Raw genomic sequence first — 25600 nt, forward strand, 5'->3', positions numbered from 1 at the left:
CGCCGGGTAAATGGGGCCGTGCAGGGGAGCTTCAACCAAGTGGCCAATCTTGACGATATCGATCGCCGTTTGCTGGCAGAATTGCAGGCGGAAGGCCGAGTGACGAATGTTGAACTTGCCCAGCGCGTCGGTCTCACTGCGCCGCCATGTCTGCGCCGTGTTAGGGGCCTTGAAGAGGACGGGGTCATACGTGGATATCACGCAGATCTCGACCCTTCGAAGCTTGGCTTTGCGATCACGGTGTTTGCCATGGTAAGTCTGAAAAGCCAGGCCGAAGCATCCTTGCGCGAATTCGAGGAGCACATGCGCGAATTGCCCGAAGTGCGCGAATGTCACATGCTCAATGGCGAGATTGACTTCATCCTCAAGGTTGTCAGCAAGGATTTGCAAAGCTTTCAAGAGTTTCTCACTGGTAAGTTGACGCCTGCGCCGAATGTGGAAAGCGTAAAGACATCGCTCACGATCCGCACGGCTAAGCAGGAACCCGGCGTTCCGCTGTGAAAGACGTATTGCGCCTTGCCGATCCTGTCACTGGCCATTGCCTGTGCGGGGCGGTGACAATCACGGTGCAAGCAATGCAGGCCGAAGTCGATATATGCCACTGTGCAATGTGCCAGCGGTGGGGTGGAGCTTTCTATGCTGGCGTGAAGGGTGAGCACTCACAAGTGAACGGCGAAGATACGATCACCCTGTACCGTTCCAGCCCCTGGGCCGAGAGAGCCTTCTGCAAAACCTGCGGTAGCAACTTGTGGTATCGCTTTCTTCCCAACGGCAACCGCAGCTTTCTCGCGGGTTTGTTCGATCTGCCGCCGGGCTTTGGGATTGAACAACAGATTTTTGTCGACGAAAAGCCCGATTGGTATGATATTGCTCAGGAAAGTTCGAAGTTGACCGGGCCTGAGGTGATCGCTGAGGCAATGGCGCAAGGGTTCAGCTTCGATTGATCTTTCCGGTGTGAGGGACTGCTGATGACTGACTTGCCGCCTGCGCAGCCCTTGGAAGCCACCCCTGTTGCGCCAGACGCTAAAGTCCCGTCGCCACCACTAATCCAGATAGGCGCCGACGGGCCAACCGTGATCGACTTGACGCAACTCGTGCCGCCTCTTGTGTCCGATTGTGGCGCAGATGCCCCAAATCCGCTCATTACCGAAATCGTGGTGTGTGCGCCAAGCGCGACAAACCAGCGCCTCGGTTCGGTCGTCGGCCAGCGGGATGAGGGCTTGGCAGCGCCATCCCCCGGGCACGTATCAAGCTGTCCGAGACTGCTGCCGCCGAAGCCAATGTTCACAACATGCCCGTTGGCGGTTTCAATGCCAATGGCGGACACGTGCGATTGACGATCGACTTTTAATGAAGTTTGAGGCGTGGTCGCACAATGCGGTTCACGCGGCCTACCAGCATCAGGAAGGTCGCCTTGATCCAGCCGTGGATGCCTATAAGATGCAATTGATAGAGCGACGCATAGATCAGCCGCGCCAGCCGCCCTTCAACTGCCATGCGACCACCCACAAGGTTGCCCATCAGGCTGCCCACGGTTGAAAAACGGCTGAGCGAAACGAGTGAACCCTTGTCGCGATAGACGAAGTGCCGGAGCGAAAGGTTCTTCTGCATCCGGCAGATGTTGGTGAACACGGTCTCGGCCATCTGGTGTGCGGCCTGTGCACGCGGGGGGACGGGGCGATCCTCACCCGGCGGGGTGTAGCTGGCGCAGTCACCCAGCGCATAGATGCATGAATCGACCGTGGTTTGAAGCGTATCGGTGACGAGAATCTGGTTCCTCGTGTTTGTTTCAAGATCGAGACCTGACAGAAACTCCGCACCCTTTACGCCTGCCGCCCAGACGATCAGATCGGCCTCGATCACTTCACCGGTTTTGGTGATAAGCTGGCGCGGACGGGCCTCTATCACTTGCACGTCTGGGCGCACCTGAACGCCCAGCACGCCAAGTTCATGCTTCGCCGCCGCTGCCAGTTTTTCAGGCAGCGCGGGAAGGATGCGGGGGCCAGCTTCTAGCAAGGTGACATGCAGCCGGCTTTCGTCGAACACTTCGAGCCCGTAGTGCCTGAGCGCACCGGCTGCGTTGTAAAGTTCCGCAGCGAGCTCCACGCCCGTCGCTCCGCCACCGACAATCGCGATGCGAACTTGTTCATTCGCGCCCGGATCGTTCATCATGGCACGGCTGACACGCAGACAGTGGTTAAGCAGTCGGGTGCGGAACCGATCGGCTTGCTCGCGGCTGTCGAGATAGAGGCAATGCTCTTTGACGCCGGGCACGCCAAAATCGTTTGACACCGACCCCAATGCCAAAGCGAGAATATCATAACGAATGGTATGCGCTTCGATCAACGCGCTGCCATCTTCGTCCTTGACCGGCGCCAGGCTGATGGTTTTGGCAGTTCGGTCAATCCCGTCGAGGCTGCCTTGGAAGAAGCGATAGCCCCAGCGGTAGCAGTGTCCGCGGTAGCCGACCTCGTCGAGATTGGCATCCAGCGATCCTGCGGCAACCTCATGCAGCAACGGCTTCCAGATATGGCTGAGATTCTTGTCGACCAGGATGATGTCATGCGCCTTGCGCCCGTATTTTGCGCCTAGCCTACGAACCAGCTCCAGCCCACCTGCGCCGCCGCCGACAACAACGATCTGGGTTTTGCGGTCCATCCAATACTCCTCTGCGCAACTGCGCTGCGCAATTTTGCGCTTCTGTTAGCCAGATCGCAGAACAAAATCGCGCCAAATCATGCAAACCGATCGCAGTGTGCTGCAGTGCAACATAGAACGAGCGGCGCACAAAGGCCAGAGCGGTTATGCTCGTTTTAGATCAAAGGCTCAGCGCCCAATTCAGCGGGAAGGGCAGGGGCTCTGCGCAATAGTCTATTTAGAGGACACGGCGGGTGCTATCACTGTTTCAACGGCGCGAGGAATGAAGGATCGGCGTCGCGTAGGCCCACACATCGCCTCCCTGCGCTCGGCAGGAAAAAACCTCGCTCGCTGAGACCACTTCAGGCACGCTCGCCTCAGGGATATAGCCGAGCAAGTGCGAGCCGAGGGCGATGTCGAGCGGGGCATTGTTATGGGCTACATCGTCAAGATGGACACGCAGGGTCAACATTCGTTGGACCAGTGTGAAGGGCGGCTCTACGTGATTCTGGCCCTGTTTTACGGTCCAGGGGCCAAATCTTTCTAGTTCTGCGCAACTGACGATGCTGATCGTCCGGTCTTGATGCCAGCCTAATGCCAAGTTTGTGGCTGCTGACTTGTTGAAGGCCACAGCACGCACGGGGCGAGCCGACGCTCCAAGGTGTTGCTTGGCAATTAGGGAAATAGGGCTTTCGCCTGTCAGGAAACGAGCAAAGGGGCCAAGCGCGCGAAGCCGTATCCTCGGCGCAGGCAAGTTGCTGTCGTACCATTTCGCCAAGGTTTGCAGAACTGTCTTGGCGGCGCCCCAAAACAATTGGGCCCCGTCGCGGTTCAGTTCAGGCGCGCTCAGACTTCGCGCTCCTCAAGCCAATTTTCCAGCCATTTGATCGAATAGCCGCCATTGATCACATCCTTTTGCCGCAATAATTCGCGATGCAACGGGATATTGGTCTTGACGCCCTCGACGACCATTTCCTCAAGTGCACGCCGCAGACGCATGAGGCAGCCTTCACGGGTGCGTCCGTAGACGATGACCTTGGCGATCATGCTGTCGTAGTAAGGCGGGATCCGGTATCCCGCATAGAGTCCCGAATCGACCCGCACATGCATCCCGCCTGCTGCGTGATAATAAGTGACGAGGCCGGGCGATGGCGCAAAATTGAACGGATCCTCGGCGTTGATCCGGCACTCGATCGCATGGCCTTGGAAATCAAGCTCGTCCTGCGTCACCGATAGCGGCTTGCCTTCCGCGATCCGGATCTGTTCGCGTACCAAATCGACGCCGGTGATCGCTTCGGTCACGGGGTGTTCGACCTGAAGGCGAGTGTTCATTTCGATGAAGTAGAACTCGCCGTTTTCCCACAGAAACTCGATCGTGCCTGCGCCGCGATAGGCCATGTCGCGCATAGCCTGCGCGCAGATTTCACCCATACGGTGGCGTTCTTCGGGCGTGATGACGGGGGATGGCGCTTCTTCGAGCACCTTCTGGTGGCGGCGCTGGAGCGAACAGTCGCGCTCGCCTAAGTGGATCGCGTTGCCATTGCCATCTCCGAACACCTGAAACTCGATGTGCCGCGGATTGCCGAGGTATTTCTCGATATAGACGGTGGCATCGCCGAACGCAGCTTTTGCCTCGCTGCCGGCCTGCTGGATCAGCGTTTCGAGCTGATCTGGGCCGTTGCACACTTTCATACCGCGCCCGCCGCCACCGCTGGCAGCCTTGATGATCACCGGATAACCAGCGGCTTCGGCAATCGCCTTGGCTTCGGCGATATCGGAAACAGCGCCATCTGAGCCGGGGACGAGCGGCAAACCGAGCGCGCCCGCTGTGCGCTTGGCCTCAATCTTGTCGCCCATTGTGCGAATGTGTTCGGGCTTGGGGCCGATCCAAATGATATCATGTGCTTCGACGATGTCAGCGAACTTGGCGTTTTCGGACAAAAAGCCGTAACCTGGATGGATCGCATCGCACTGCGCAATTTCGGCTGCCGAGATTATGTTGGCGATGTTGAGGTAGCTTTCACCGGCAGGCGGCGGGCCTATGCACACCGCGTGATCGGCAAGCCGCACGTGCATGGCATCAGCATCAGCGGTGGAGTGCACCGCGACTGTCTCGATCCCCATTTCATGCGCCGCACGGTGGATGCGCAGGGCGATTTCGCCACGATTGGCGATCAGGATGCGTTTGATGGCCATGAGTTTAGGAAATCATCACCAAGGGCTGATCAAATTCGACCGGCTGGGCGGTTTCGATCAGGATTGCGGTGACGGTGCCGGCGCGCGGCGCGGTGATCGGGTTCATTACCTTCATCGCTTCGACGATCAGCAGCGTGTCGCCTTCCTTAACCGCTTGGCCGACGGTGACGAACGGCGCAGCCCCCGGTTCCGGGGTGAGATAGCAGGTACCGACCATCGGTGACCTGACTGCATTCGTCATGTCAGAGCCAGCTGCAGCTTCGGGTGCAACTGGCGCCGCGGCCATCGGCGCAGGCGCGGCGGCGAGCTGAGCGGGCGCCGCGGCATAGGCTGGCGCAGCCGCCGCAACGGCTGCGCGTGACACGCGGATCTTGCGGTCGTCATCTTCGACCTCGATTTCGGTCAGGCCGGTTTCGTTAAGCAATTCAGCAAGCTCACGCACCAGTGCGGTGTCGATATTCATGCCCCCCGGCTTGCGCTTATTGCCGTCTTTGCCGTGTCCGTCGTCGTTCGACATGAAAGCCCCTTGGTGATTGGTATCCCGTTACCTGTCGCGACCTATTCACACCAATTGCGGCTGGCAAGTGGCAAGGGTGCAAAATGTGAAAGTTGGGTGACGATAAAAAACTACGGTCAGACTTGTCCCGACGCTACGGCTTCGAGCGCGATGCGATAGGAATCCGCGCCGTGGCCTTCAACGGTCATGGCAGCGGCCATGCCGACATAGGAGAGATGGCGGAAGGTCTCGCGGGTCTTGGGATCGGAGAGGTGGACTTCGATCACCGGCGTGCGGATCGCCTTTATCGCGTCCAGCAATGCGACCGAGGTATGGGTGTAGGCTGCCGCGTTCAGCAGAACCGCGCGCGCGCCTTCGGCTTGCGCTTCATGGAGCCAGTCGACCAGCATCCCTTCGTGATTGGTCTGGCGCATCTCGATTTCGAGCCCCAATTCGCGGGCGCGGTCTTCGAGCATCCCGGCAATATCATCAAGCGTGGTGGTGCCGTAGATCTCAGGCTCGCGCGTGCCGAGCAGATTGAGGTTGGGGCCATTGAGGACGTAGATAAGGTTCGTCATGGAAGCGGGCTTAGCGTTGCTGCGCCCATGGCGAAAGGCCTACCGATCCACGCCCTTCACCTTACCCCATTGGCGCGCGGCGGTGTAACCGAGGTAGCCCGTACCAAACAGCGCATAAAGTGGCTCCGGCAGCCCAGCGAGATAAGCGTTCATCCCAGCCGCAATGTCCCGCGCGGCGGCTGGATTGAACGCGCTAAGCACCCCCATCGGCAGCGCGGCGAGCAGCAGGATGTACATGACATAAAGGAAGCTTGGCCGGGCGCGGCTGGTCCAGGGATCGGCGGAGCTCGCCTCGGCAACGATGGCCTGCAATTGCGCCTCGATCATCCGCATTTCCTGGCTGCCTTCGAGCGCGATCAGCTCTAGTTTGGCCTTGGCGCGGGCTTCCTTGTCGGGAATGATCTTGTCGATGATTGAGGCGAGGGGACCGATGAGGACATCAACGAGGGACATAGTGCGCTCCTGAAGGCTCGAGTCCCCCACAGATGACCAATCAGGTTAAAGTAGGAAAGCGATTTAACCTATTGCTCACCCGCTTCTGCCAGCAACCGCTGTGCTAGAACCAGATGCGGCCGATCAAGCATGGCGCCGTCCAGCGCCACCACGCCGGCCCCCGGATGTTCGGCAAAGGCTTGCACTACTGCGCTCGCGTGAGCCAATTCTTCGGCGTTCGGCGTGAAGGCGGTGTTGATCGGATCGACCTGCGCGGGGTGGATCGCCAGCATCCCGCGAAAGCCCTGTGCCCGCACGGACTTCGCGCGATGCTCCAAGGCCGCAAGATCGCGGAATTCGGGCTGCACGGTCTCGATCGGCGCGACGCCTGCTGCCGCAGCGCCGATCAAGCACAGGCTGCGCGCCAATTCATAGGTAGGCGCATATTCGCCGTTTGCGCCCCGCTGTTCGCGCGCACCGAGCGCAGAGGATAAGTCCTCTGCCCCCCAACTCATCGCTACCAGCCGCTGGCGACCCGGATAATCGCCGGCATATTCGCCGGTGCGAAACATGGCGGCGGCAGTCTCAGTCACCAAGGCCGCGATCAGCGTGCGACCCGGCGGCAAGCCGTTCGCAGCCTCCAGTGCGGTCAGATAATAGTGTAGCTGTGTGATATCCGCTGCGCCTTCCGCCTTGGGCAGAAATACGCCGCCGGGCCGGGAGGGAATGATCGCCGCGAGATCAGCGATGCAATCGCTGGTGGAAACCGGATTGATTCGCACCCAGAGACGTTGGCGATTGTCCGACGCGGCAATCTGTTCGCAAACCAGCGCGCGCGCCGCAGGCTTGTTCTCTGGCGAGACAGAATCTTCGAGGTCCAGCAACGCAATATCCGCCGAACCGGCGATCGCCTTGGCCATCTTTTTCTCGCTATCGCCAGGCGCAAACAGCCACGAACGCATCCGGAGCGGGGCAGGGACGGTATGAGCCATGAAACATTCCTCTCGTCGTTGCTGTGCGCTTACGAAGCGCCACCGCGACCTGCAAGCCTGCGTCATTTGCCCGATGCCTCGCACCGCCTTGTCTTTCCGTTAGGAGGCGCGCCGACGGGTTGCTATATAACGAGGTGTAAGCAATTTTTGGGGAGCCGCCTGTGGCCACGGCATTTACAGTCAACGGGAAGCCGGTGAGCGTGGAGGCAGAGACCGACACGCCGCTGCTGTGGGTCTTGCGTGACGATCTCGGCATGACCGGCACCAAGTTTGGGTGCGGCGTCGCGGCCTGCGGGGCGTGTTCGGTCCATGTCGATGGTGCAGTCACACGCTCTTGCAGCGTTCCGTTGAGCGATATTGCGGGCAAGGCCGTAACCACGATCGAGGGCCTCAAAAGCGCCGATGGCGTGCTCCACAAGGTGCAAGCCGCGTGGATCGAGGCGCAAGTGCCACAATGTGGTTATTGCCAGTCGGGCCAGATTATGGCCGCCGTGGCGCTGATCGAGCGGGTCGGCACGCCCAGCGACGCCCAGATTGACGAGGCGATGACCAATATCTGCCGTTGCGGCACCTATCCGCGCATCCGCAAGGCCATTCTTGCTGCCACCGGCGCAGCGACGCAAGTGGGAGACGCCTGATGGCCGACAACCCCAATCCTGATCTCGATTTCCCCGAAACCGCCCAGCCCGAGACTAAACCCAGGAAGAAGGGCGTGAAGCGGCGCATCTTTCTTGCCGGAAGCGCGCTGCTGGTGGGCGGCGGCATCTTTGGCGTATGGTGGACCGACAGCAGTGTCAAAGCCAAGGCCAAGGCGCTCACCGTGGGTGAAGGCGAGCATGGCTTCCTCACGTGGATGAAGATCGCCGAGGATGACACGGTCACGCTATTCTCCCCGCATATCGACTTTGGGCAGGGGTCACACACGGCGCTCGGCCAGATGCTGGCAGATGAATTGGATGCCGCATGGGACAAGGTCAGGATCGAGCAGGCGCCGGCCGATCTTGCCTTCGCCAATGCGGCGCTGGCCAAGGGCTTTCTGCCCGAAATGGTCGGCGAGACTGTCGCGGGGCTGCTGCCGGACGCGATTATCGGCATGATGGCGCGCACATTGCCGCTGATGATCACTGGCGGCTCGTCCGCGATCCGCTTCACAGGCGAGGTCGGGATGCGCAAGACCGGCGCGGCGGTGCGGATGGCGCTGATTGAGGAAGCGGCCGACCGGCTCGGCGTTCCGGCGAGCGAGTTGACCACGGCGGACAGCACAGTCATCCACGCCACATCAGGAAAATCGCTGCGTTACGGCGCGCTGGCGGCAGGCGCAGCAGAGCGTTCGCTGCGCGGCGATCCCGTGCTCAAGACCCGCGACCAGTGGAAGCTGATCGGCCAGCCGGTGCCTCGCCGTGACATCCCCGCCAAGGTGGATGGCAGCGCCGTTTACGGTATCGACTTCACCTTGCCCGACATGCGCGTCGCCACCATTGCGGCAGCGCCGGTGCGCGGTGGCAAGCTCATATCGGTGGACGAAGCGCCCGCACTGGCCATCAAGGGCGTCGAAAAAGTCGTGAAGCTTGACGATGCGGTGATCGTGGTCGCCAAAGGCTATTGGCCTGCGCAAAAAGGGCTTGCCGCGCTTTCCCCGACGTTCTCCGACGGCGGACATACGGCCGTTTCCACTCCGGCGATTTACGCGGCCCAGGCGAAGCTGCGTCAAACCGCCGAAAAGCCGGATAACAAAGGTGGTGAAGGCGATGTCGATGCCGCCTTTGGCGCAGCCGGCGTCCAAATGGTCGAGGCCGAATACCGCGTTCCCTTCCTCCACCACGCGACGATGGAGCCCTTCGCGCTCACAGGCCACTTCAGAGACGGAACGCTGCATCTGTGGGGCGGCTTGCAGGATCCGCTCAGCACCCGCGCCAAGGCGGCGAAGGCGGCGGGGCTGGAGGTGGATAAAGTCGTGTTTAACCCGATGATCATGGGCGGCGGCTTTGGCCGGCGTTTCCCCGATATGGTTGAAATTATCGATCAGGTGGCGGTGCTCGCCAAGCAGCTTCCCTATCCCGTCAAGCTGATCTGGAGCCGTGAGGAGGATGTTCGCCACGGCACGTATCGTCCGCAGTCCTCGGCAGGGCTCAAGGCCTCACTGAAAGACGGTCAGATCACGGCGTTTCAGATGGATTACGCCCAAAGCGGCAATGCCGAAGGGGAGGTGCCGTTCATTTACGCCATTCCTGCAACCGCGCGCCGCCACTTTGCTTACCAGTCGAACCAGATCGACGGGCCGTGGCGTTCCGTGAATGCGACCCAGATCGGGTTTTATACCGAAAGCTTCATGGATGAACTCGCAGCGGCCGCGGGCGAAGACCCGTACCAGTTCCGGCGCAAGCATCTGCCCGCTGGATCGCGGCATGTGGCCGTGCTCGACATGGTGGCGAAGCGTTCAGGCTGGGGCGGGGCGGTGCCCGAAGGCGTCGGGCGCGGGATCGCCATTGTCGAGAGTTTCGGCACGATCGTCGCCGAAGTGATCGAGGCCACCGTAAAGGCCGATGGCAGCCCCAAGGTGCTCAAGGCCTGGGCGGTGGTGGATTGCGGCACGACGGTGAACCCCTTGAATGCCGACGCGCAAATCATGGGTGGTCTGATCATGGGGCTGTCCTCCGCCATTGGCGAACAGATCACGCTCGACAAAGGCGCCGTGGTGCAGAGCAATTTCCCCGATTACCCGATCCTCAAGCTCGCTGACGCGCCGCCCGAAGTGGACGTTCACTTCATCGAAAGCGGGGCCAAAACCGGAGGCATCGGGGAGCCGGGCCTGCCGCCTGCATCGCCGGCCCTAGCCAATGCTCTTGCGGCAGCGACTGGGAAGCGCATCCGCAACCTGCCCATGCTGACTCAGACGAAGGCATAAATTTGCACGGCTGGTCGGCGATGATCCTGGCCGGGGGTGCGGGACGGCGCTTTGGCGGAGGCAAGCTGCTGGCTGATCTGGCGGGCGCACCCGTCATCCGGCGCGTGGCCGAGGCGGTTGCTGTGGCGGGCTTCGCTGAAGTGATCGTTGTGACTGGCGCGGAAGACGCCCGGATCCGCGCGGCGCTCTCCGGTATCGATGCCCGCATCATCAATGCGCCCGGCTGGGCCGAAGGCATGGCCGCGAGTTTGCGCTGCGGTATTGCTGCGCTGTTGCCCGAGACGATCGGCGTATGCGTGTTCCTCGGGGATATGCCGCTGGTGCCCGTGGGGCTTTGCACGCGGCTTGCCGAGGCAGCGAGCCTGGCCGGTTATGCTGCGCGGCCGAGGTTTGATGGCAAGCCCTGCCACCCGGTCGCCTTCATGCGCGCAGCCTACCCCGATCTGCTTATGCTGACAGGCGATCAAGGCGCAACCGCGCTGATGCGCCAGCGCGATGGGGACGTGGCTTACTGCGACACCGAAGACAGCGGCGCGCTGCTCGACATTGATACGCCGGATGATCTTGCCGCTGCGAGACGCGCGTGGAAGCCTTGCGCGACTTCCGCCACCAGCGAAAGCGCCACATCGCGCGGGGCCTTGCCGAACCCGTAAAGCCCTATTGGCGCGTGCAGGCGAGCAATCGCTGCTTCGTTGACACCGTGCCCTCGCAGCAAACCGATGCGCGCTTCGATCCGCGTGCGCGCGCCGATCGCGCCGACATAGAACGCCTCGCTCTGCAAAGCGGCTGCCAGTCCGCGCTCTTCATCTTCGCGGTCGTGCGAAAGCACGGCAATGGCGGTCCAGCGGTCGATCCCGATGGAGGTAAGCGCACCAACAGGATCGCCGTTATGGTAGGTGATATCAGGGTATGACGGTGCTTCCCGCCCACCCGGCGCAATCAACACTACTTCCCAGCCCATCGTCCGCGCCAACGCGGCTGCGGTCAGCGCCGCGCCATCTTCACCGATTACCACCAATCGCAGGGGCGGTGCGAACAATCGCGTGTAGTGCTTTCCGTTCCAGCGATCGGCGTGCGCCTCATCACTGACGGCCGCGGAGCGCGTGTGCCCGTCGCTCGACCACAATATCGGCTGTCGCGTTCGCCAGCCATCCAGCAAGGTGGTGACGGCCGCTTCATTCACAGCAACAGGCTCGACCAGGACGCTGATCCCTGATCCGCAAGCGAGCTTGATATCGATCCATGGACTGCCCTGACCATAGCGCAGGAGGCGTGACTGACCGCTAATCAGCGCCTCGCGAGCATGGGCCGCCACATCGCTTTCAATGCAGCCACCGGACAAAAACCCCCATTCTCCGGCGTCTGTGACGAGCATCTGTGCTCCAATATCGCGCGGAGATGGTCCGTCGACCTGGACTAAGGTGGCAAGTGCTATGCGTTTGGGTAGCGGGTTGTTGGCTAGCAATGCCGCGCGAATATCATCGGCTGATGAGGAAAGGTGACAGCAGCTCATATGCAAATACTTCTTTAAAAAATGACGCTGCCGCACGTAGTCGACGTGAACATCGCACGCAATGCTGCGTCCTTTCGACACAAGGCCGCCAAAGAGGTCATATTTTTGCGAATATCAAAGGCGTATCTCCGCTCATAACCTCACCATCCTCATTTCGTTGCCACTTGATTCAGAATTGCGGCTTTTTTGTTCATTCAATCTTAAGCCATTCGCAGACCTAAATTTTGCTAGTCTGTTGTAAAAACGCGGCTGTCAATTCGCGGTTTATCGCTTCAAAAAAACGCCTTGCCGGACTTCAGAAATTGATCTTGTGCTCCAGGTTCCAGTGCGTTAGCGCGTCGGGCAACGGAATGTAGGGCGCAACTCAAACATCCACTCACAATCGGACATTTGGGCTGACCGCCTGGGGGCGGCGGTATCGGTAGAATGCCGATCTCTATTTGAGCGTGAAAGCATTATGAAAGCAGTGATTTTGGCGGGCGGCCTTGGGACGCGCTTGGGGGAAGAAACCGCGATAAAGCCGAAGCCTATGGTGGAGATCGGCGGCATGCCGATCATTTGGCACATAATGAAGATTTATTCTCATTATGGTGTCAAAGAATTTGTGATATGCCTTGGATATAAGGGTTACCTCATCAAAGAATACTTTGCCAACTACTTCCTTCACCTTGCCGACGTGACCATTGATCTTGAGGCCAATAGCATCGAGGTTCATCGGAACCGCAACGAGGGTTGGAAGGTTACATTGGTTGATACCGGCGCCGATACGATGACGGGAGGCCGGCTGAAGGCGGTTCGATCGTATCTCAATGACGACGAGCCATTTTTCTTCACCTATGGTGATGGTGTCGCTGATATCGACATCGGCGCCCTGCTTGATTTCCATCATTCACATGGGGCGAAGGCGACGGTGACCGCGGTTGCGCCTCCGGGGCGTTTTGGTGCTCTCGAGTTTGACGGCACAACTGTGATGGGGTTTCGCGAAAAGCCTGCGGGTGATGGCGGCCTGATCAATGGCGGGTTCTTTGTTGGGCATCCCTCTGTCCTTGACGACTATATTGACGGTCCCGAGTCCACTTGGGAGCGCGAGCCGATGGAGCGGCTGGCTGTAGAGGGCCAACTGCATGGCTATCGTCACGATGGGTTCTGGCAGCCGATGGACACCCTGCGCGATAAGATCCATCTTGAGGAACTCTGGAGTCAAGGTGCGCCGTGGAAATGCTGGTAGACCGTAAATTTTGGGCCGGTCGCCGGGTGTTTGTGACAGGCCATACAGGCTTTAAGGGGACCTGGTTGTCACTGTGGTTGTCTGAAATGGGCGCCGATGTGACAGGTTTTTCGCTTTGCGCTGAAGACCCCAGCCTGTTCCGCCAAATCGGGGGCGAAAGCCTTGTCCGTCACAATGAGGGCGATATCCGTGACGCTCGATTGGTAGACTCAATTATTTCTGAGGCACAACCGCAGACGGTATTTCATCTCGCCGCGCAACCGCTTGTGCGTTTGTCCTATGACGAACCGCGAGAAACCTTCGCGACGAATGTGCAGGGTACAGCGCACGTGCTGGATGCCTGCCGGCGTGTTGCCGGGCTTGAGGCAATTGTCGCGGTGACAAGCGACAAGTGCTATCACAACAACGAATGGGACTGGCCATACCGGGAGACCGATGCTCTGGGCGGGCACGATCCGTATAGTGCCAGCAAGGCGGCGGCGGAGCTCGTGATCGCGTCGTACCGCCAGTCGTTTTTCTCGAAGGAGGGCGCGGCGCTGTTGGCTTCTGTCCGGGCTGGAAATGTGATCGGTGGGGGCGATTGGGCGCAAGATCGCTTGGTCCCTGATATCGTGCGTGCCATCGTGGCAGGCGAACCCGTCATGGTCCGTTCACCCCATGCGGTGCGGCCGTGGCAGCACGTGTTCGAAGCACTAGGGGGATATCTTCTGATCGCCCAACATTTAGCACAAGGGAAAGCCCGTTTTGCTACCGCCTGGAATTTCGGCCCCTCGCCCTCGGATGCGCGCCCAGTAAGCTGGATTGTCGAGCGGATGATTGCGCGTTGGGGTAGCGGTTCTTACGAATTGACCGGAAATGACGGGCGGCATGAAGCTGGTTTATTGAAGCTTGACTGTTCAAAGGCCCAGGCAGAGCTTGGATGGCGCCCGGCCTTCGATTTAAATGCCACAATCGATAGAATTATCGATTGGCACAAAGCCCACGCGGCAGGGAGGGACGCCTTGGGCGTGTCGCGTGATCAACTCTCAGAGTACCACTTGCGGATGAATGCCGCGCTTCAGGAAAGCGAAAGAACATGAACCGTCCTCTGCCTACGTCCCCGGAAGAGCTGCGCGCACTTGGTGAGCCTGAGTTCCGTAAACTGATTGTCGATCTTGTTGGCCAGTACGCCGAAGCGCATCACGTGCCTAGCGCGTTTGAGCCTGGTCACGGTGCCGTTCCGGTATCCGGTAAGGTTTATGGCGCCAAAGAGATGCAGTATCTTGCGGAAAGCTGCCTCGATTTCTGGCTGACTACTGGCCGTTTCAATGACGAATTTGAAAAGCGTTTGGCTTCTTACGTCGGCGTCCAGCACGCCTTGACGGTCAATTCGGGATCTTCGGCCAATCTCGTCGCTTTTTCGACTCTCACCAGCCATTACCTGCGCAACGACGCGGTCAAGCCGGGCGACGAGATGATCTCTGTGGCGACCGGCTTCCCCACCACGGTCAACCCCGCGCTGCAATACGGCATTGTCCCGGCGTTCGTTGACGTCGATATCCCGACCTACAACATCAAGCCCGAAATGATCGAGGCTGCGGTCACCGAACGGACTAAAGTGATCATGCTGGCCCACACGCTCGGCAATCCCTTTGACCTCGCAGAAGTGATGCGGGTCGCGGAAAAGTACAATCTCTTCGTGGTCGAGGATTGCTGCGATTCGCTCGGCGCGACCTATGGCGGTCAGCATGTTGGCACGATGGGGCACATGGGAACGCTGAGCTTCTATCCCGCACACCACATCACCATGGGTGAAGGCGGCGCGGTGTTCACCGACAAGCCGCGGCTGAAGCGGGTGATGGAATCGATGCGCGACTGGGGCCGCGATTGCTGGTGCGCGCCCGGCGTCGACAACACCTGCGGCAAGCGTTTCTGCCGCCGTCTTGGCGATCTGCCGTTCGGCTATGACCATAAGTACACTTACAGTCACTGCGGCTATAACCTCAAGATTACCGACATGCAGGCTGCGGTTGGTCTGGCACAGATGGACCGGGTGGACGAATTCGTCGCCGCACGGCGTCGCAATTTCGACTTGCTGACTGAATTGCTGCGCCCGCTGGAAGACGTGCTAATTCTGCCCGAAGCGACCCCCAACAGCGAACCGAGTTGGTTCGGCTATCCGATCACCCTGCGCGAAGGGACCAAGTTCTCGCGCGATGATCTTGTGACCCATCTCAACGACATGAAGGTCGGCACCCGCCTGCTGTTCGGCGGCAACCTCACTCGGCAGCCCTATATGAAGGGCCGCGATTATCGCGTGGTCGGCGAACTCACCAATGCGGATATCATCACAGAGCGGTGTTTTTGGGTTGGTATCTATCCGGGCCTTACCGAGAGCCAGATCGGTTATACAGCTGAGACGATTGCCAAGTTCGTTCGGCGTTAAACTGATCAGAGTGAGCAATCAGGCGCAACGTATGGAACGCTGGGTCATCACCGGGCCAACCGGCTGGATCGGCAGAGCATTGCTCGATCTGCTGACCAGCAATGATGCGCGCGATGGGCAGCAAACAGGGCAGGAAATCTTGCTGTTCGGCTCTCGCACCGGCATTATGGCGGTCGAAAACGGCCCGTCACTCCCGGTGCGGCCTCTCAGCGAGATTGGCCCTGCAGACGTTGCTGGTTCGCACGTGATTCATCTGGCCTATCTTACCAAAGACAAGGTGACAGAGCTTGGAGAAGCTGCGTTCCGATTTGGTAATGATGCGATTGACCAGGCGTTGTTTGAAGCCATCGATGCGGTTGCTCCGGCAAGCTTGTTCATCGCTTCGTCGGGCGCTGCACACATGGCTGAAGTCGGTTCTGACTTGCATCCTTATGGGATGATGAAGCTTGAGCAAGAGGTGCGGTTCTTAGGCTATGGCGCTACCCGTAATGTGCCCGTGCTATGCGGGAGAATTTTTAATGTCACCGGTCCGCATATCAACAAACACCACGCTTACGCTGTTTCGAACTTCGCGGTGCAAGCCCTAACGCAAGGCGCGATTCAGATTGAGGCAAGTCAACCGGTATTTCGTTCATTGCTGCACGTGACCGATCTGTGCCGTTTGATCCTGCGAGCGTCACGAGGTCGTTATGGCAAGGCTACACCGGTAGATTTGTGTGGGAACATTGTTTTGGAAATGACCGATATTGCAGAGTTGGTTGCAGCTCAAATCGGATCGCATGTGTCGATACGTCGGCCGGAATTGAACTTTTCCAGCCGATCCGACTATCTTGGCTGTCCACAAGACACCAAGGTGCTTGCCATGCAACTTGATCTCGCACTCGCGGATCCAGCGACACAAGTTTGCGATACCGTCGAATGGATCCGGCAATCATTGTAGAATTCTGATAATCGACCAGAAATTATACAGAATCATGTTTGGGTCCCGTGAATTGGCCAATGCGTAGTACCAAAAGGAGAGTACAGTGAATTCCTACGAAAAGCAGATGCTGGATATACTTTCCCGTGCCCGCGCTGATTACGGAGTTGTTGCCGTGAAGGCGGAATTTGAAGCGGAAGGCACCAGAGTCGATGAACTGCTTCGTTTGCTGGAAATTGCACGTAAGGCCAACGTCAAGGTAGGTATCAAGATTGGCGGATGCGAGGCAATCCGGGATCTGATCGAATGCCGTCTGTATGGCGCGGATTACATCATCGCTCCAATGATCGAAACGCCCTATGCGTTGAGCAAATATGTGGCTGGCAAGGACAAGTTCTATCCGAAGGACGAACAAGGCGACGTCAGTTTCCTGTTCAACGTTGAAACTCGCAAAACCTATGACGAGCTTGAGGCGCTGGGCGAAGTGGCTCGGAAGGGCAATGTCGGCATGGTTTTTGGCCGGGTCGACTTTGCAGGTTCCATGGGCCGTCAGCGCGATTTCGTGAATACGGACGAGATGATTTCTTACGTTTGCGATGTTGCTAGCGTTGCTAAGCGCCACGATCTTGAACTGGTTGTTGGCGGCGGTGTGAGCCCAGATTCAATCAATCCATTGCGCAAGGTCCGCGAAGTCCGCCTTGATCGATTCGAGACCCGGAAGGTGATTTTCGATGCCGCGATCCTTGACGGCGATGACGCCGCGCACGGCATTGAACTCGCGATCGAGTTTGAGCTGCTTTGGCTCAAGAATAAGCGCGATTACTATCAGACGATCGCTTCTGAAGATGAACAGCGCATCGCCATGATGGAAAAGCGCCAGAGCGCGAAGGCAGCTTGAGCATGGCGAAGATGCGTGTAGCCGATGCAGTTGCCAAAATCCTGGCCGAAGGTGGAGTGGATACGTGTTTCATGCTTACGGGCGGGGGCGCAATGTATCTCAACGACGCGTTTGGCCGGGAGACCGGAATGCGGAAGGTCTACACGCACCACGAACAGGGTGGGGCGATCGCAGCGGAAAGCTTTGCACGATTGAGCGGGCGCCCTGCGCTCGTGAACGTCACGACTGGGCCAGGCGGAGTTAACACACTTAACGGTGTGTATGGTGCCTACGTCGATTCCATTCCTATGGTTATCGTCTCAGGACAGGTTAAGCGCGAAACCTGCGCATTCCGATATGATATTCCGCTGCGCCAGCTTGGCGATCAGGAAGTCGATATTGTGGCAATGGTGAAGCCCATCACCAAATATGCCGTAGTTCTCGATGATCCTCGCGACGTGCGAAAAGTGACCGAAAAGGCGCTTTCGCTGGCGCTGCGTGGCCGGCCTGGCCCTGTATGGCTTGATGTGCCAATTGATGTTCAGGCGGCGCCGGTAGAATGGGATGATCTCGCGCCCTACGATCCTGATGCGGATGACGACGCTGGTGAGGCACCTAACACCCGAGCTGAGACCGGAGCGCTCTCGGGTGATGAGCTAGATGCCGAGGTGATGGCACTGATTGCCGAATTGTGTTCGGCAGAACGGCCGGTGGTGCTCGCAGGCACCGGGATTCGTTTGTCAGGTACGCACGAGGCGTTCCTCGCTTTTATAGAGCGTCTGGGGGTGCCGGTGGTCACCGGATGGAACGCGCACGACGTATTGCCCAATTCGCACCCGCTTTACATCGGACGTCCCGGATCGGTGGGTGATCGCGGCGGAAACTTCGCGGTCCAAGTTGCTGATTACGTGCTAGTGCTTGGCTGCCGCTGCAATGTCCGGCAGGTCAGCTACAACTGGCAGAGCTTTGCCCGCAATGCGCGGGTTGCGATGGTGGACATCGACAGCGCTGAACTTGCCAAGCCTACTCTGACCTTGCATCGTCCGGTTCATGCCGATCTGCGCGATTTTTTTGTGGCGGCTGCAAAGACATTTCTTCCAAGTGAGGATCGCGCCGATGCGCGCGCGCTTTATCTGGATCGGAGCAAGGCTCGTGCGGCTAGATATCCCGTGCTTTTGCCCGAATATGCCGCGCCCGAGGGGCCGATCAATCCCTACACTTTCGGTCATGTGCTGTTTGAAGAACTGGACGAAGACGACATCATCGTAACCGGTGATGGTACAGCCTGCGTTACCGTTTTCCAGGTTGCCGGGATCAAGCTTGGGCAGCGTCTCTATACCAATTCGGGCTGTGCCTCGATGGGGTATGACTTACCAGGAGCGATTGGTGCTTGGTATGCCAGCGGCGCGGGTGCCAAACGCATCATCTGCCTTGCTGGCGACGGTTCGATCATGCAAAACCTTCAGGAATTGCAGACCATTGTCGGCATCAATATGCCGATCAAGATCTTCGTCCTAAACAATGACGGATATCACTCGATCAGGCAGGCGCAGCAGAACCATTTTGCTGATAATATAGTGGGTTGCGGCCCCGATAGTGGGCTGACATTCCCCGATTTCCAGCGGCTCGCCGCCGGTTTTGGCATCCCGTCCTCGTTTGCTGGAAAGGATCACGAACTGGCGCCCACCATTCGCGCGGCCCTTGATAGTGACGGCCCGCATTTGTGCGAGGTCATCATCGACAAACGTCAGCAATTTGCACCGAAGCTTTCGTCGCGACGCTTGGAGGATGGGTCGATGGTGTCCTCGCCGCTTGAGGATCTCTTGCCGTTTCTTAGCGACGAAGAATTGTCAGAGGCAATGGAGCCATGTGAGACTCTTCGGAAATGAAGACGATCATATTCGATCTGGACGGCACGCTTGTCGACAGCTGCGGCGTTTGTAGCGCGATCCTGCAAGACATGATCATCGCACGCGGGCACGATCATGTGATCGATATCCACTATGCGCGCGGCTACATGAATCGCGGTGGGGAAGCGATGGTTACAAGCCTGTTAGGCGCGGCTAGCATTGACCCCGCGCAGGACTTGCTCGAGTTTCGCGAACGGTATGCTGCGACAACAACCTGCGTGGATGCGTTATATCCGAATGTTGCTGAAAGTCTGGCTATGCTGGTAGCCGAAGGCTGCACTTTGGCGATCTGCTCGAACAAGCCGCAGCAATTGTGCGAGAAGGTGCTCAACGATATCGGGTTAGAAGGGTTTTTTACCGTAGTGGTTGGCGGTCGAGCCGGGCTTAATCCAAAGCCTGCAACAGATCTGCTTGATTTGGTTCTGCTCCAGCTTCGCGCTGATCCATCACGTTGTGTCTTTGTCGGAGATAGTGAGGTCGATCATCAGGCTGCTTCGGCCCGCGGCATACCGTTCCATTTCCTCACGTATGGCTATGCTGCGGCAGGGTGGAAGCCGCGGAATTGTAGCGTCCACAATGATTTCGGCGCGTTGGCCCGCGGATTGGTGAGAATTGCTGCAGAGCCGGTAATTTGATGTGGCCTGCAAGGAACGCTTGAGTGGCTTGCTTGTTGCTCGCCATGCCCCATGGTACCAACGAGGGACTTAGTTTCGGATTTTGCAAAATCATTTCAATTAGTCGCGTAAGACGTTGAATTTTAGTAAGAAGCTCCATGACCAGATTTTTAAGAACTATCGGAAGTTTATCTGTTATTGCTTCGGCAATGGTCTTGCTGGCGCTGTTGCCAATTTTCGATGTTGCTAATGCACAACAGTTTCCAGGCAGTGAAACTCAACAACCTCGCGATGAAGAAAATTCAGCGCCACCTTCTCGCGAAAATCGAGAAGACCGTGACTCCCGTGAATCCGAAATACGGCAGTCGCCGCTTTTTGATCCTTTACGGCTAGAGTCCAGCAAAGAACGAGACCGAGAGAATCGCGAGTCTGATTTGCTAGGACGCAACAATCGGCTGCGTCCCCCGCCTGAACCCAACGAATTTCAAATTTACGTGCAGAGTGTCACCGGGCGCGAATTGCGCCCTTTTGGCCAGGAACTGCTTCTCGATGCGAGCCGGGATTTTGCAGCGCCGGCCACGGCCACCGTTCCTCCCGATTATCGTCTCAACGTAGGGGATACCGTGGTATTGTACCTCACCGGAGCCGTTGATGGTGCTGTTGAGCGTGAAATCGACAATGATGGCAATATATATCTTGAGAGTGTTGGTACCGTAAAGGTTGCCGGTGTGCGTTATGCCGATCTACGCTCCACGTTATTCAGGGCGATAGGCTCTGAATATCGTTTCTTTGATGTCAACGTCACGATTGCCGCTTTGCGGGGCATCCGCGTTTATGTGACCGGATTTGCGAATAATCCGGGCGCCTTCTCATTGTCCAGTCTTGGAACAGTCACCAATGCGGTGCTGCAGGCAGGTGGCCCGAACGCCGGCGGAAGTTTCCGTTCGGTTAAGGTCTATCGAAACGGGCGTGAGGTCGGTGATTTCGACCTTTATCGGTTGCTGCGCGGCGGTAACCGCGATGGCGACATCGTGCTTCAGAATGAGGATGTGCTGTTCATCTCGCCAGCCGGAGAACAGGTCGCCGTTATCGGCAGCGTCTCGGAAGAAGCAATCTACGAAATGCGTCCCGGGGAAACTTTGGCCGATGCACTGCGCTTCGCAGGCGGCGCGAATGTCCTGGGCGAAAAGGACCGGTTGATCTTGTACCGCAATTCCGGTCCGGAAAATGCCGGCCCTGTTGCGGTCAACTTTACTGACTCCGGCTCTCAGCCCGTCATTGGCGGCGACATAATCGAGGTTTTGTCCGTTGGGTCGCTCATCCAGCCGATCGCACAACAATCCCTGGTTGTACGGATTGAAGGCGAAGTTGCGCGGCCGGGCAACTACTACGTAGCGCCCAACACCTCGCTAAATGAAGTGCTTCAGATGGCTGGCGGATTGACAGAGCGCGGCTATTTGTTTGGCACCCGGCTGGAGCGTTACTCCGTGCGCGAGCAGCAGCGTCGAGGGTACACCGAGGCATTGGAGCAATTCCGTTTCGCTCTGGCCGCTGCCCCACTTGAAGGTGGAACAGAGCAAAGTGCAACGCGCCGCGCGGCCGAAACGGAGAGCGCCAAGCAGGTGCTCGATTTGCTTGAAGAGCGCGAACCCGATGGTCGAATTGTCCTTGATCTGACCCCGCAATCCACCGTGCTGCCAACAGCGACGCTTCTCGAACAGAATGACCGCATTGTCGTACCCGCACGCCCCAGCACGATTGGAGTGTTTGGCGCCGTGTATCGGCCAGCATCATTCCTTGTCGAGGGAAACGGGCTCAAGCTGCGCGAATATATCGATAAGGCTGGCGGTCCACTGCGTTCGGCGGATCGCCGCCGCGTTTTTGTTGTTAGAGCAAATGGCGAGGTCGTGACGCGTTCGAGTGGGATGCTGAACCAACCGGCACTGCCTGGTGATGTGGTGTTCATGCCTGTGCGGACCCGGACCAATGATATCTGGGCGCAGATCCGTGATATCGCCGGAGTGGTTTTCCAGCTTGGCCTGACCGCAGCAGTTATTGAGTCGCTTCGATGAACCGTCCGCACAGCTTGATGGGCCGCGTTGTGAATCTGCGCGTCTTCCGGACATTCGGCGGGCGGGCGGCTGTATTCGGCAGCCTTGTGGGAGTTGCAGCGTTTCTTACGCTGTTTCCTGAACGCCATCTGGCTACAGCGTCCTTTACGCCAAGTGATCGTGAGGCGCTGGGACTTGCGGGGACATTGGGTCAGCTTGGGGCGGCGGGTAATATTTTTGGCAATCAGGCCGCAGTCGAGGTCGCACTTCGGATTGGCAATAGCGATGCTGTGCGCGATCTGGTGATAAGCAAGACATCCTTGGCGGACGATCTGGGGATCGAAAATCGTGTCGAATTACAGCGCTACTTGCGCCGTAAGGTCGAAGTGAGATCACTGCGAGGCGGCATCATTCTGATTGAGATGCAGGCCACCGATCCGGAACTCGCCACGAAGATTGTTGGCGCGTTCGAAATCTCGATCGAATCGGAATTGGCGCGCGTGGCGCGGCGGCAAACGGCATATAAGCGCGAGATCCTGACGAAGTTGGTCAAGGATGCCTCCGAGGAGCTGGCCGTGGCTGAAGCTGCTTACGATGCGTTTCGCCTACAGAACCGCTACCCCGACCCTCGCGGCAGAATTGATTCCATTGGAAGCCGGGTCAACTCTATGGAAAGCCTTATCCGTGCGAAAGAAATTGATCTTTCAAAGGCACGCGCAATCTTTGCTGACGGCAACCTGAACGTCCGCCAAATCGAAGCCGAACTCAGCGCGCTGCGTCGGCAATTGGCTGATGACAGGTCGGTTGCGGTCAATGGCGAGCAGAATGTGCGGCAGGTTGTTGAAGATTCCAGCAAGCTCTACCGGCTGGAACGTGATCTTGAAATCGCCAAGTCGCTTTATAACGGCTATCTGCGATTTCTGCGGGGCACCACGGTGGAAGACCTTACTGCCGACGCCAATATGCGGATCATCGAGGTGCCGCACGTGATTACCAAGCGGCAATATTGGCTGCCGGCCCTGGCTGCCGGCATTGCTTTTTTTCTGCTTTGGATGGCGATGGAGGCTTATCGTGTACGGGCACCGCGGTCTGAGCGTCTCAAGGAGCCCGGAAGTGCTTGATCAGCGCATCGAGCTTGATCTGACGGTGCCCGAAATCTCGGTGGTGATTCCGTGCCGCAATGAAGAAAGTAACGCGCCGCTGATTGCCAACGCGGTTATTGAACAGCTCGAACTGAATGCCGAAAGTTTCGAGATCATTTTCATCGACAATGCGTCAACCGATCGCACCGTCGAGGTGATCCGTGCGATGTGCGCGAATGACCCGCGCATCCGGCTGATCGTCAACAGTCGAAATTTCGGGCAAATGCGATCGCCCACACATGGGATTTACGCAGCACGCGGGAAAGCCGTGATCGGGATGTGTGCTGATTTTCAGGATCCCCCCAAACTTCTGCCGGAGTTCGTCCGACGCTGGCGGAGCGGTACACCAATCGTGCTGGGCGTACGCCAGTCGGAAAAATCGGGCTTAATTTTAACCGGCGTACGGGAACTGTCGTATCTGCTCCAAAAAACTTTTGGCGACTATCAGACAATCCCCAACGCAACGGGCTTTGGCCTTTATGATCGCAAGGTTGTGGAGGCGATCAAGGCCATGAACGAGCCCGAGCCGTTTTTCCGCGGCTTGCTGGTCGAAACTGGCTTCGATATCGAAACGATCCCCTACGCGCGCCCGCCGCGTGGTGGGGGGAAGTCGAACAACAATTTTTTTACACTGCTCGACTTCGCGCTCAACGGCCTTGCGGGGTCATCAAAGAAACTGCTGCGCGCCCCATTGTATGTGGCCTTTTTCATGGGACTGTTGACCCTGGTTTGCCTTGGTGGCGCAGTGTTTGCTGCAGTCTTCGGCCGCTCGGTGCAGCTCTGGCTATTCGCTGCCGCCATTGAGGCGCAATTCTGCATGATCTTCGGTTTTCTCGGTTTGATCGGCGTGCAGATAAAACTCATTTCTGAGCGAACTCGTAACCAGGCGTTGGTGCTGGAACGGGAACGGGTGAATTTCCCGCCCGAAGCATGATTATGGAGCGTCTTCCGCCCCGCAGTGAGTGGCTTCGACTCGCGCGCTATTATTCGGCTGCGGCGCTCAATCTGGCGTTTGGGTACTTGCTGTTTGCAAGCTTGATCTGGCTCGGCCTGCAAGTGTTTGTTGCCCAGGCAATCGGATACGTGATTGGTGTGGCCTTCAATTTCGTAACATACGACCGCATCGCTTTTTCGGAAAGGCGTGGCCGCAAGCTGCTGTTTGTTGTGTCGTATATCGTGAATTACGGCGTGGGTGTTCTGCTGCTATGGTTGGCGATGCAAATCGTGTCATCGCCTTATATTGCAGGTTTTGCGGCCGCAGTTGTCCTTTCGATCTTCAATTTCTTCGTGCTGAATAAATGGGTGTTCCGGTATCTTGCTGAGCCGGAAGGCGTGAACGCCTCATGACAGGTCATAGAGGTGAGGGACGTCTGCCGATTTTGGAGTCGCTGCTCGCAGCGACGATCATGCTGGGCATCGGATATTGCTTTATCCACGTGATGCGCAACGGCTACCTTCCTGCGCCGTTCTTCTACGAGCCTTCCGATACGTTTGCAGACTGGTTCAATACGGCCTTTTGGTCACGTCAGGAAGGTGCCTTCGACACGTGGGGCACCATATATCCGCCGCTCTCCTTTCTGTTTGTTCGACTTTTCAGCCTCGGTTACTGTTATCCCGAAATACGTCCATTTGACCCAAGCGCGGGACTGGATGCGCGTGGGTGTGATTGGCTTTCTTTGACATCAATGCTGGCGATTTTTTGCCTTAATCTCTTTCTGAGTTTAAAGATGTTACGCCAGTTGGATAAAACAACGGCTATTCCGCGCACCATTTGTGTAGCGCTGGGAATGCCGATGCTAGACGCGCTGGAGCGCGGTAATCTATTGATGATTGCGTTCACGTGTATGCTTTTGGCTCTGGGTCCAATTTTGAAGTCGGCGCGTTTGAGGTGGTTTTTCGGTGCTCTTGCCATAAATTTTAAAGTCTATCTCATTGGAACCTTCGTTGCCCTTCTTCTCCGCAAAAAGTGGTTATGGTTTGAGGGTTTCGTTATTTCTACAATACTTGTTTATCTCGTGTCTTTGGCAATCTTTGGATATGGTACGCCATTTGAGATCTTGGCAAACATCCGTACCTTCTCCCAAGGCGCGCCATCACAGATCCTCGATGCTTGGCATGCCATGACCTATGGTGCTCTGCTTTCGGTGATTGAACTTGGTACCTTCCCTTTAGGTTCGATAATCGGGTCAAGGTGGGTGCAGATCCTTGAGGTCGTTTTGCCGTTGCTACTCCGCTTTACGCAATTTCTGATAATCGCGGCTGCGGTTGCCATCTGGTACCGCCCAGGCCTTTTCACCAATTACCGTGCAGTCTGCTTGGGCACATTGATGGCTTTGATTTCAGCCGAGTCCGGTATGTATACTCAAGTCTTTTTCATCATTTTTGTGTTGACTGAACCGTGGAGGGGGTTTGGCCGAAAGTGGGCCATTGTTGCGTGTTATATCCTTGGAATGCCGTTTGATATTCCACTGGATAGCCTTCCTGAAGTGCCCCGAACGACCTATTTTTTTGAAACCGTGACGTTGATTTCGTTCGATATTTCGCTTGGCCCATTAGTAAGGCCCTTGCTCATTATGTCGGTTGCGTGGGCAATGTCGCTGGTAACGATTGCGGATCTCTGGCGCAGCGGCGTCAGGGTGATGGATAGGGTAAATACGTCTGCACCGTTGCCAAATGCAGTTTAGA

Annotated in this window: 24 protein-coding genes and 1 pseudogene; 17 read left to right on the forward strand and 8 right to left on the reverse strand. The window is 57.7% G+C overall.

Translation table 11 applies throughout. The features are described 5' to 3' along the window. The first annotated feature begins 39 nt into the window (after positions 1–39). A complete protein-coding gene (locus tag ACRANW_RS07900; RefSeq protein WP_479431278.1) occupies positions 40–501 on the forward strand; it encodes an Lrp/AsnC family transcriptional regulator in 462 nt (153 codons plus the stop codon). Beyond that, positions 498–944, forward strand: a complete 447-nt coding sequence (locus tag ACRANW_RS07905; protein ID WP_479431279.1) for a GFA family protein — start codon at positions 498–500, stop codon at positions 942–944. Before ACRANW_RS07900 ends, ACRANW_RS07905 begins: the two co-directional genes overlap by 4 nt. A gap of 403 nt (positions 945–1347) precedes the next feature. On the opposite strand, the gene ACRANW_RS07910 is transcribed toward ACRANW_RS07905, so the two are convergent. The 7 genes from ACRANW_RS07910 to ACRANW_RS07940 all read right to left on the reverse strand — a co-directional run bounded on the left by ACRANW_RS07910 (position 1348) and on the right by ACRANW_RS07940 (position 7331). Beyond that, positions 1348–2658, reverse strand: coding sequence for an NAD(P)/FAD-dependent oxidoreductase (locus tag ACRANW_RS07910; RefSeq protein ID WP_479431280.1), 1311 nt, complete (start codon positions 2656–2658; stop codon positions 1348–1350). Between the two features lie 247 nt (positions 2659–2905). After that, positions 2906–3109: a hypothetical protein gene (locus ACRANW_RS07915; RefSeq protein WP_479431281.1), complete on the reverse strand. Its 204-nt coding sequence runs from the start codon at positions 3107–3109 to the stop codon at positions 2906–2908. Between the two features lie 374 nt (positions 3110–3483). Continuing rightward, positions 3484–4833, reverse strand: coding sequence for an acetyl-CoA carboxylase biotin carboxylase subunit (gene accC, locus ACRANW_RS07920; RefSeq protein ID WP_479431282.1), 1350 nt, complete (start codon positions 4831–4833; stop codon positions 3484–3486). Positions 4834–4837: 4 nt separating this feature from the next. Further along, the gene (gene accB / locus ACRANW_RS07925; RefSeq protein ID WP_479431283.1) at positions 4838–5350 is read right to left on the reverse strand and encodes an acetyl-CoA carboxylase biotin carboxyl carrier protein; all 513 of its coding nucleotides are present in this window, start codon (positions 5348–5350) and stop codon (positions 4838–4840) included. 116 nt (positions 5351–5466) lie between these two features. Further along, positions 5467–5907 carry a type II 3-dehydroquinate dehydratase gene (locus tag ACRANW_RS07930; protein WP_479431284.1) on the reverse strand — a complete coding sequence of 147 codons (441 nt, stop codon included), beginning with the start codon at positions 5905–5907 and terminating at the stop codon, positions 5467–5469. A gap of 39 nt (positions 5908–5946) precedes the next feature. Further along, positions 5947–6360, reverse strand: coding sequence for a holin family protein (locus ACRANW_RS07935; protein ID WP_479431285.1), 414 nt, complete (start codon positions 6358–6360; stop codon positions 5947–5949). 68 nt (positions 6361–6428) lie between these two features. Next, the gene (locus ACRANW_RS07940; RefSeq protein ID WP_479431286.1) at positions 6429–7331 is read right to left on the reverse strand and encodes an HpcH/HpaI aldolase/citrate lyase family protein; all 903 of its coding nucleotides are present in this window, start codon (positions 7329–7331) and stop codon (positions 6429–6431) included. A gap of 161 nt (positions 7332–7492) precedes the next feature. Here ACRANW_RS07940 and ACRANW_RS07945 point away from each other — a divergent pair, with 161 nt between their 5' ends. The 3 genes and pseudogenes from ACRANW_RS07945 to ACRANW_RS07955 all read left to right on the forward strand — a co-directional run. Further along, positions 7493–7969, forward strand: coding sequence for a (2Fe-2S)-binding protein (locus ACRANW_RS07945; protein WP_479431287.1), 477 nt, complete (start codon positions 7493–7495; stop codon positions 7967–7969). Continuing rightward, positions 7969–10236, forward strand: coding sequence for a xanthine dehydrogenase family protein molybdopterin-binding subunit (locus ACRANW_RS07950; protein WP_479431288.1), 2268 nt, complete (start codon positions 7969–7971; stop codon positions 10234–10236). Before ACRANW_RS07945 ends, ACRANW_RS07950 begins: the two co-directional genes overlap by 1 nt. 20 nt (positions 10237–10256) lie before the next feature. Beyond that, positions 10257–10718: pseudogene (locus ACRANW_RS07955) on the forward strand (nucleotidyltransferase family protein); the annotation flags it as partial. Positions 10719–10744: 26 nt separating this feature from the next. On the opposite strand, the gene ACRANW_RS07960 reads toward ACRANW_RS07955, so the two are convergent. Then, positions 10745–11749 (reverse strand): XdhC family protein, encoded by a 1005-nt coding sequence (locus ACRANW_RS07960; RefSeq protein ID WP_479431289.1) that lies wholly within the window; start codon positions 11747–11749, stop codon positions 10745–10747. Between the two features lie 457 nt (positions 11750–12206). On the opposite strand from ACRANW_RS07960, the gene rfbF reads away from it, so the two are divergent. The 12 genes from rfbF to ACRANW_RS08020 all read left to right on the forward strand — a co-directional run bounded on the left by rfbF (position 12207) and on the right by ACRANW_RS08020 (position 25599). After that, the gene (rfbF, locus tag ACRANW_RS07965) at positions 12207–12977 is read left to right on the forward strand and encodes a glucose-1-phosphate cytidylyltransferase (protein WP_479431290.1); all 771 of its coding nucleotides are present in this window, start codon (positions 12207–12209) and stop codon (positions 12975–12977) included. Then, positions 12968–14056 carry a CDP-glucose 4,6-dehydratase gene (gene rfbG, locus ACRANW_RS07970; protein ID WP_479433893.1) on the forward strand — a complete coding sequence of 363 codons (1089 nt, stop codon included), beginning with the start codon at positions 12968–12970 and terminating at the stop codon, positions 14054–14056. Before rfbF ends, rfbG begins: the two co-directional genes overlap by 10 nt. Further along, on the forward strand, positions 14053–15402 hold the full coding sequence (gene rfbH / locus ACRANW_RS07975; protein WP_479431291.1) for a lipopolysaccharide biosynthesis protein RfbH: 1350 nt from the start codon (positions 14053–14055) through the stop codon (positions 15400–15402). The genes rfbG and rfbH overlap by 4 nt, the downstream gene beginning before the upstream one ends. 31 nt (positions 15403–15433) lie before the next feature. Further along, on the forward strand, positions 15434–16342 hold the full coding sequence (locus ACRANW_RS07980; protein ID WP_479431292.1) for an NAD-dependent epimerase/dehydratase family protein: 909 nt from the start codon (positions 15434–15436) through the stop codon (positions 16340–16342). An 85-nt stretch (positions 16343–16427) separates the two neighbouring features. Further along, the gene (locus ACRANW_RS07985) at positions 16428–17219 is read left to right on the forward strand and encodes an aldolase/citrate lyase family protein (RefSeq protein WP_479431293.1); all 792 of its coding nucleotides are present in this window, start codon (positions 16428–16430) and stop codon (positions 17217–17219) included. Between the two features lie 2 nt (positions 17220–17221). Next, complete coding sequence (locus ACRANW_RS07990; RefSeq protein ID WP_479431294.1) at positions 17222–19087, forward strand: thiamine pyrophosphate-binding protein; 1866 nt, start codon at positions 17222–17224, stop codon at positions 19085–19087. Continuing rightward, complete coding sequence (locus ACRANW_RS07995) at positions 19084–19743, forward strand: HAD family hydrolase (RefSeq protein ID WP_479431295.1); 660 nt, start codon at positions 19084–19086, stop codon at positions 19741–19743. Before ACRANW_RS07990 ends, ACRANW_RS07995 begins: the two co-directional genes overlap by 4 nt. Before the next feature lie 137 nt (positions 19744–19880). Continuing rightward, positions 19881–21794: an SLBB domain-containing protein gene (locus ACRANW_RS08000; protein WP_479431296.1), complete on the forward strand. Its 1914-nt coding sequence runs from the start codon at positions 19881–19883 to the stop codon at positions 21792–21794. Beyond that, positions 21791–22894 carry a GumC domain-containing protein gene (locus ACRANW_RS08005; protein WP_479431297.1) on the forward strand — a complete coding sequence of 368 codons (1104 nt, stop codon included), beginning with the start codon at positions 21791–21793 and terminating at the stop codon, positions 22892–22894. The genes ACRANW_RS08000 and ACRANW_RS08005 overlap by 4 nt, the downstream gene beginning before the upstream one ends. Then, positions 22887–23849, forward strand: a complete 963-nt coding sequence (locus tag ACRANW_RS08010; RefSeq protein WP_479431298.1) for a glycosyltransferase family 2 protein — start codon at positions 22887–22889, stop codon at positions 23847–23849. The genes ACRANW_RS08005 and ACRANW_RS08010 overlap by 8 nt, the downstream gene beginning before the upstream one ends. Beyond that, positions 23846–24262 (forward strand): GtrA family protein, encoded by a 417-nt coding sequence (locus ACRANW_RS08015; RefSeq protein WP_479431299.1) that lies wholly within the window; start codon positions 23846–23848, stop codon positions 24260–24262. Before ACRANW_RS08010 ends, ACRANW_RS08015 begins: the two co-directional genes overlap by 4 nt. Then, entirely contained in the window at positions 24259–25599 is a 1341-nt protein-coding gene (locus tag ACRANW_RS08020; protein WP_479431300.1) for a hypothetical protein, read from the forward strand. Before ACRANW_RS08015 ends, ACRANW_RS08020 begins: the two co-directional genes overlap by 4 nt. Position 25600: the final 1 nt, after the last annotated feature.

This window comes from Erythrobacter sp. 'gip.4 top 5' (assembly GCF_056495765.1).

Coding starts and splice junctions, on each gene's coding strand:
- ACRANW_RS08005 (WP_479431297.1), top strand. CDS start 21,791: ATGAACCGTCCGCACAGCTTGATGGGCCGCGTTGTGAATCTGCGCGTC.
- ACRANW_RS07960 (WP_479431289.1), bottom strand. CDS start 11,749: ATGAGCTGCTGTCACCTTTCCTCATCAGCCGATGATATTCGCGCGGCA.
- ACRANW_RS07950 (WP_479431288.1), top strand. CDS start 7,969: ATGGCCGACAACCCCAATCCTGATCTCGATTTCCCCGAAACCGCCCAG.
- accC (WP_479431282.1), bottom strand. CDS start 4,833: ATGGCCATCAAACGCATCCTGATCGCCAATCGTGGCGAAATCGCCCTG.
- rfbH (WP_479431291.1), top strand. CDS start 14,053: ATGAACCGTCCTCTGCCTACGTCCCCGGAAGAGCTGCGCGCACTTGGT.
- rfbG (WP_479433893.1), top strand. CDS start 12,968: ATGCTGGTAGACCGTAAATTTTGGGCCGGTCGCCGGGTGTTTGTGACA.
- rfbF (WP_479431290.1), top strand. CDS start 12,207: ATGAAAGCAGTGATTTTGGCGGGCGGCCTTGGGACGCGCTTGGGGGAA.
- accB (WP_479431283.1), bottom strand. CDS start 5,350: ATGTCGAACGACGACGGACACGGCAAAGACGGCAATAAGCGCAAGCCG.
- ACRANW_RS07940 (WP_479431286.1), bottom strand. CDS start 7,331: ATGGCTCATACCGTCCCTGCCCCGCTCCGGATGCGTTCGTGGCTGTTT.
- ACRANW_RS07935 (WP_479431285.1), bottom strand. CDS start 6,360: ATGTCCCTCGTTGATGTCCTCATCGGTCCCCTCGCCTCAATCATCGAC.
- ACRANW_RS08015 (WP_479431299.1), top strand. CDS start 23,846: ATGATTATGGAGCGTCTTCCGCCCCGCAGTGAGTGGCTTCGACTCGCG.
- ACRANW_RS08000 (WP_479431296.1), top strand. CDS start 19,881: ATGACCAGATTTTTAAGAACTATCGGAAGTTTATCTGTTATTGCTTCG.
- ACRANW_RS07915 (WP_479431281.1), bottom strand. CDS start 3,109: ATGTTGACCCTGCGTGTCCATCTTGACGATGTAGCCCATAACAATGCC.
- ACRANW_RS07980 (WP_479431292.1), top strand. CDS start 15,434: ATGGAACGCTGGGTCATCACCGGGCCAACCGGCTGGATCGGCAGAGCA.
- ACRANW_RS07990 (WP_479431294.1), top strand. CDS start 17,222: ATGGCGAAGATGCGTGTAGCCGATGCAGTTGCCAAAATCCTGGCCGAA.
- ACRANW_RS08020 (WP_479431300.1), top strand. CDS start 24,259: ATGACAGGTCATAGAGGTGAGGGACGTCTGCCGATTTTGGAGTCGCTG.
- ACRANW_RS07995 (WP_479431295.1), top strand. CDS start 19,084: ATGAAGACGATCATATTCGATCTGGACGGCACGCTTGTCGACAGCTGC.
- ACRANW_RS07930 (WP_479431284.1), bottom strand. CDS start 5,907: ATGACGAACCTTATCTACGTCCTCAATGGCCCCAACCTCAATCTGCTC.
- ACRANW_RS07910 (WP_479431280.1), bottom strand. CDS start 2,658: ATGGACCGCAAAACCCAGATCGTTGTTGTCGGCGGCGGCGCAGGTGGG.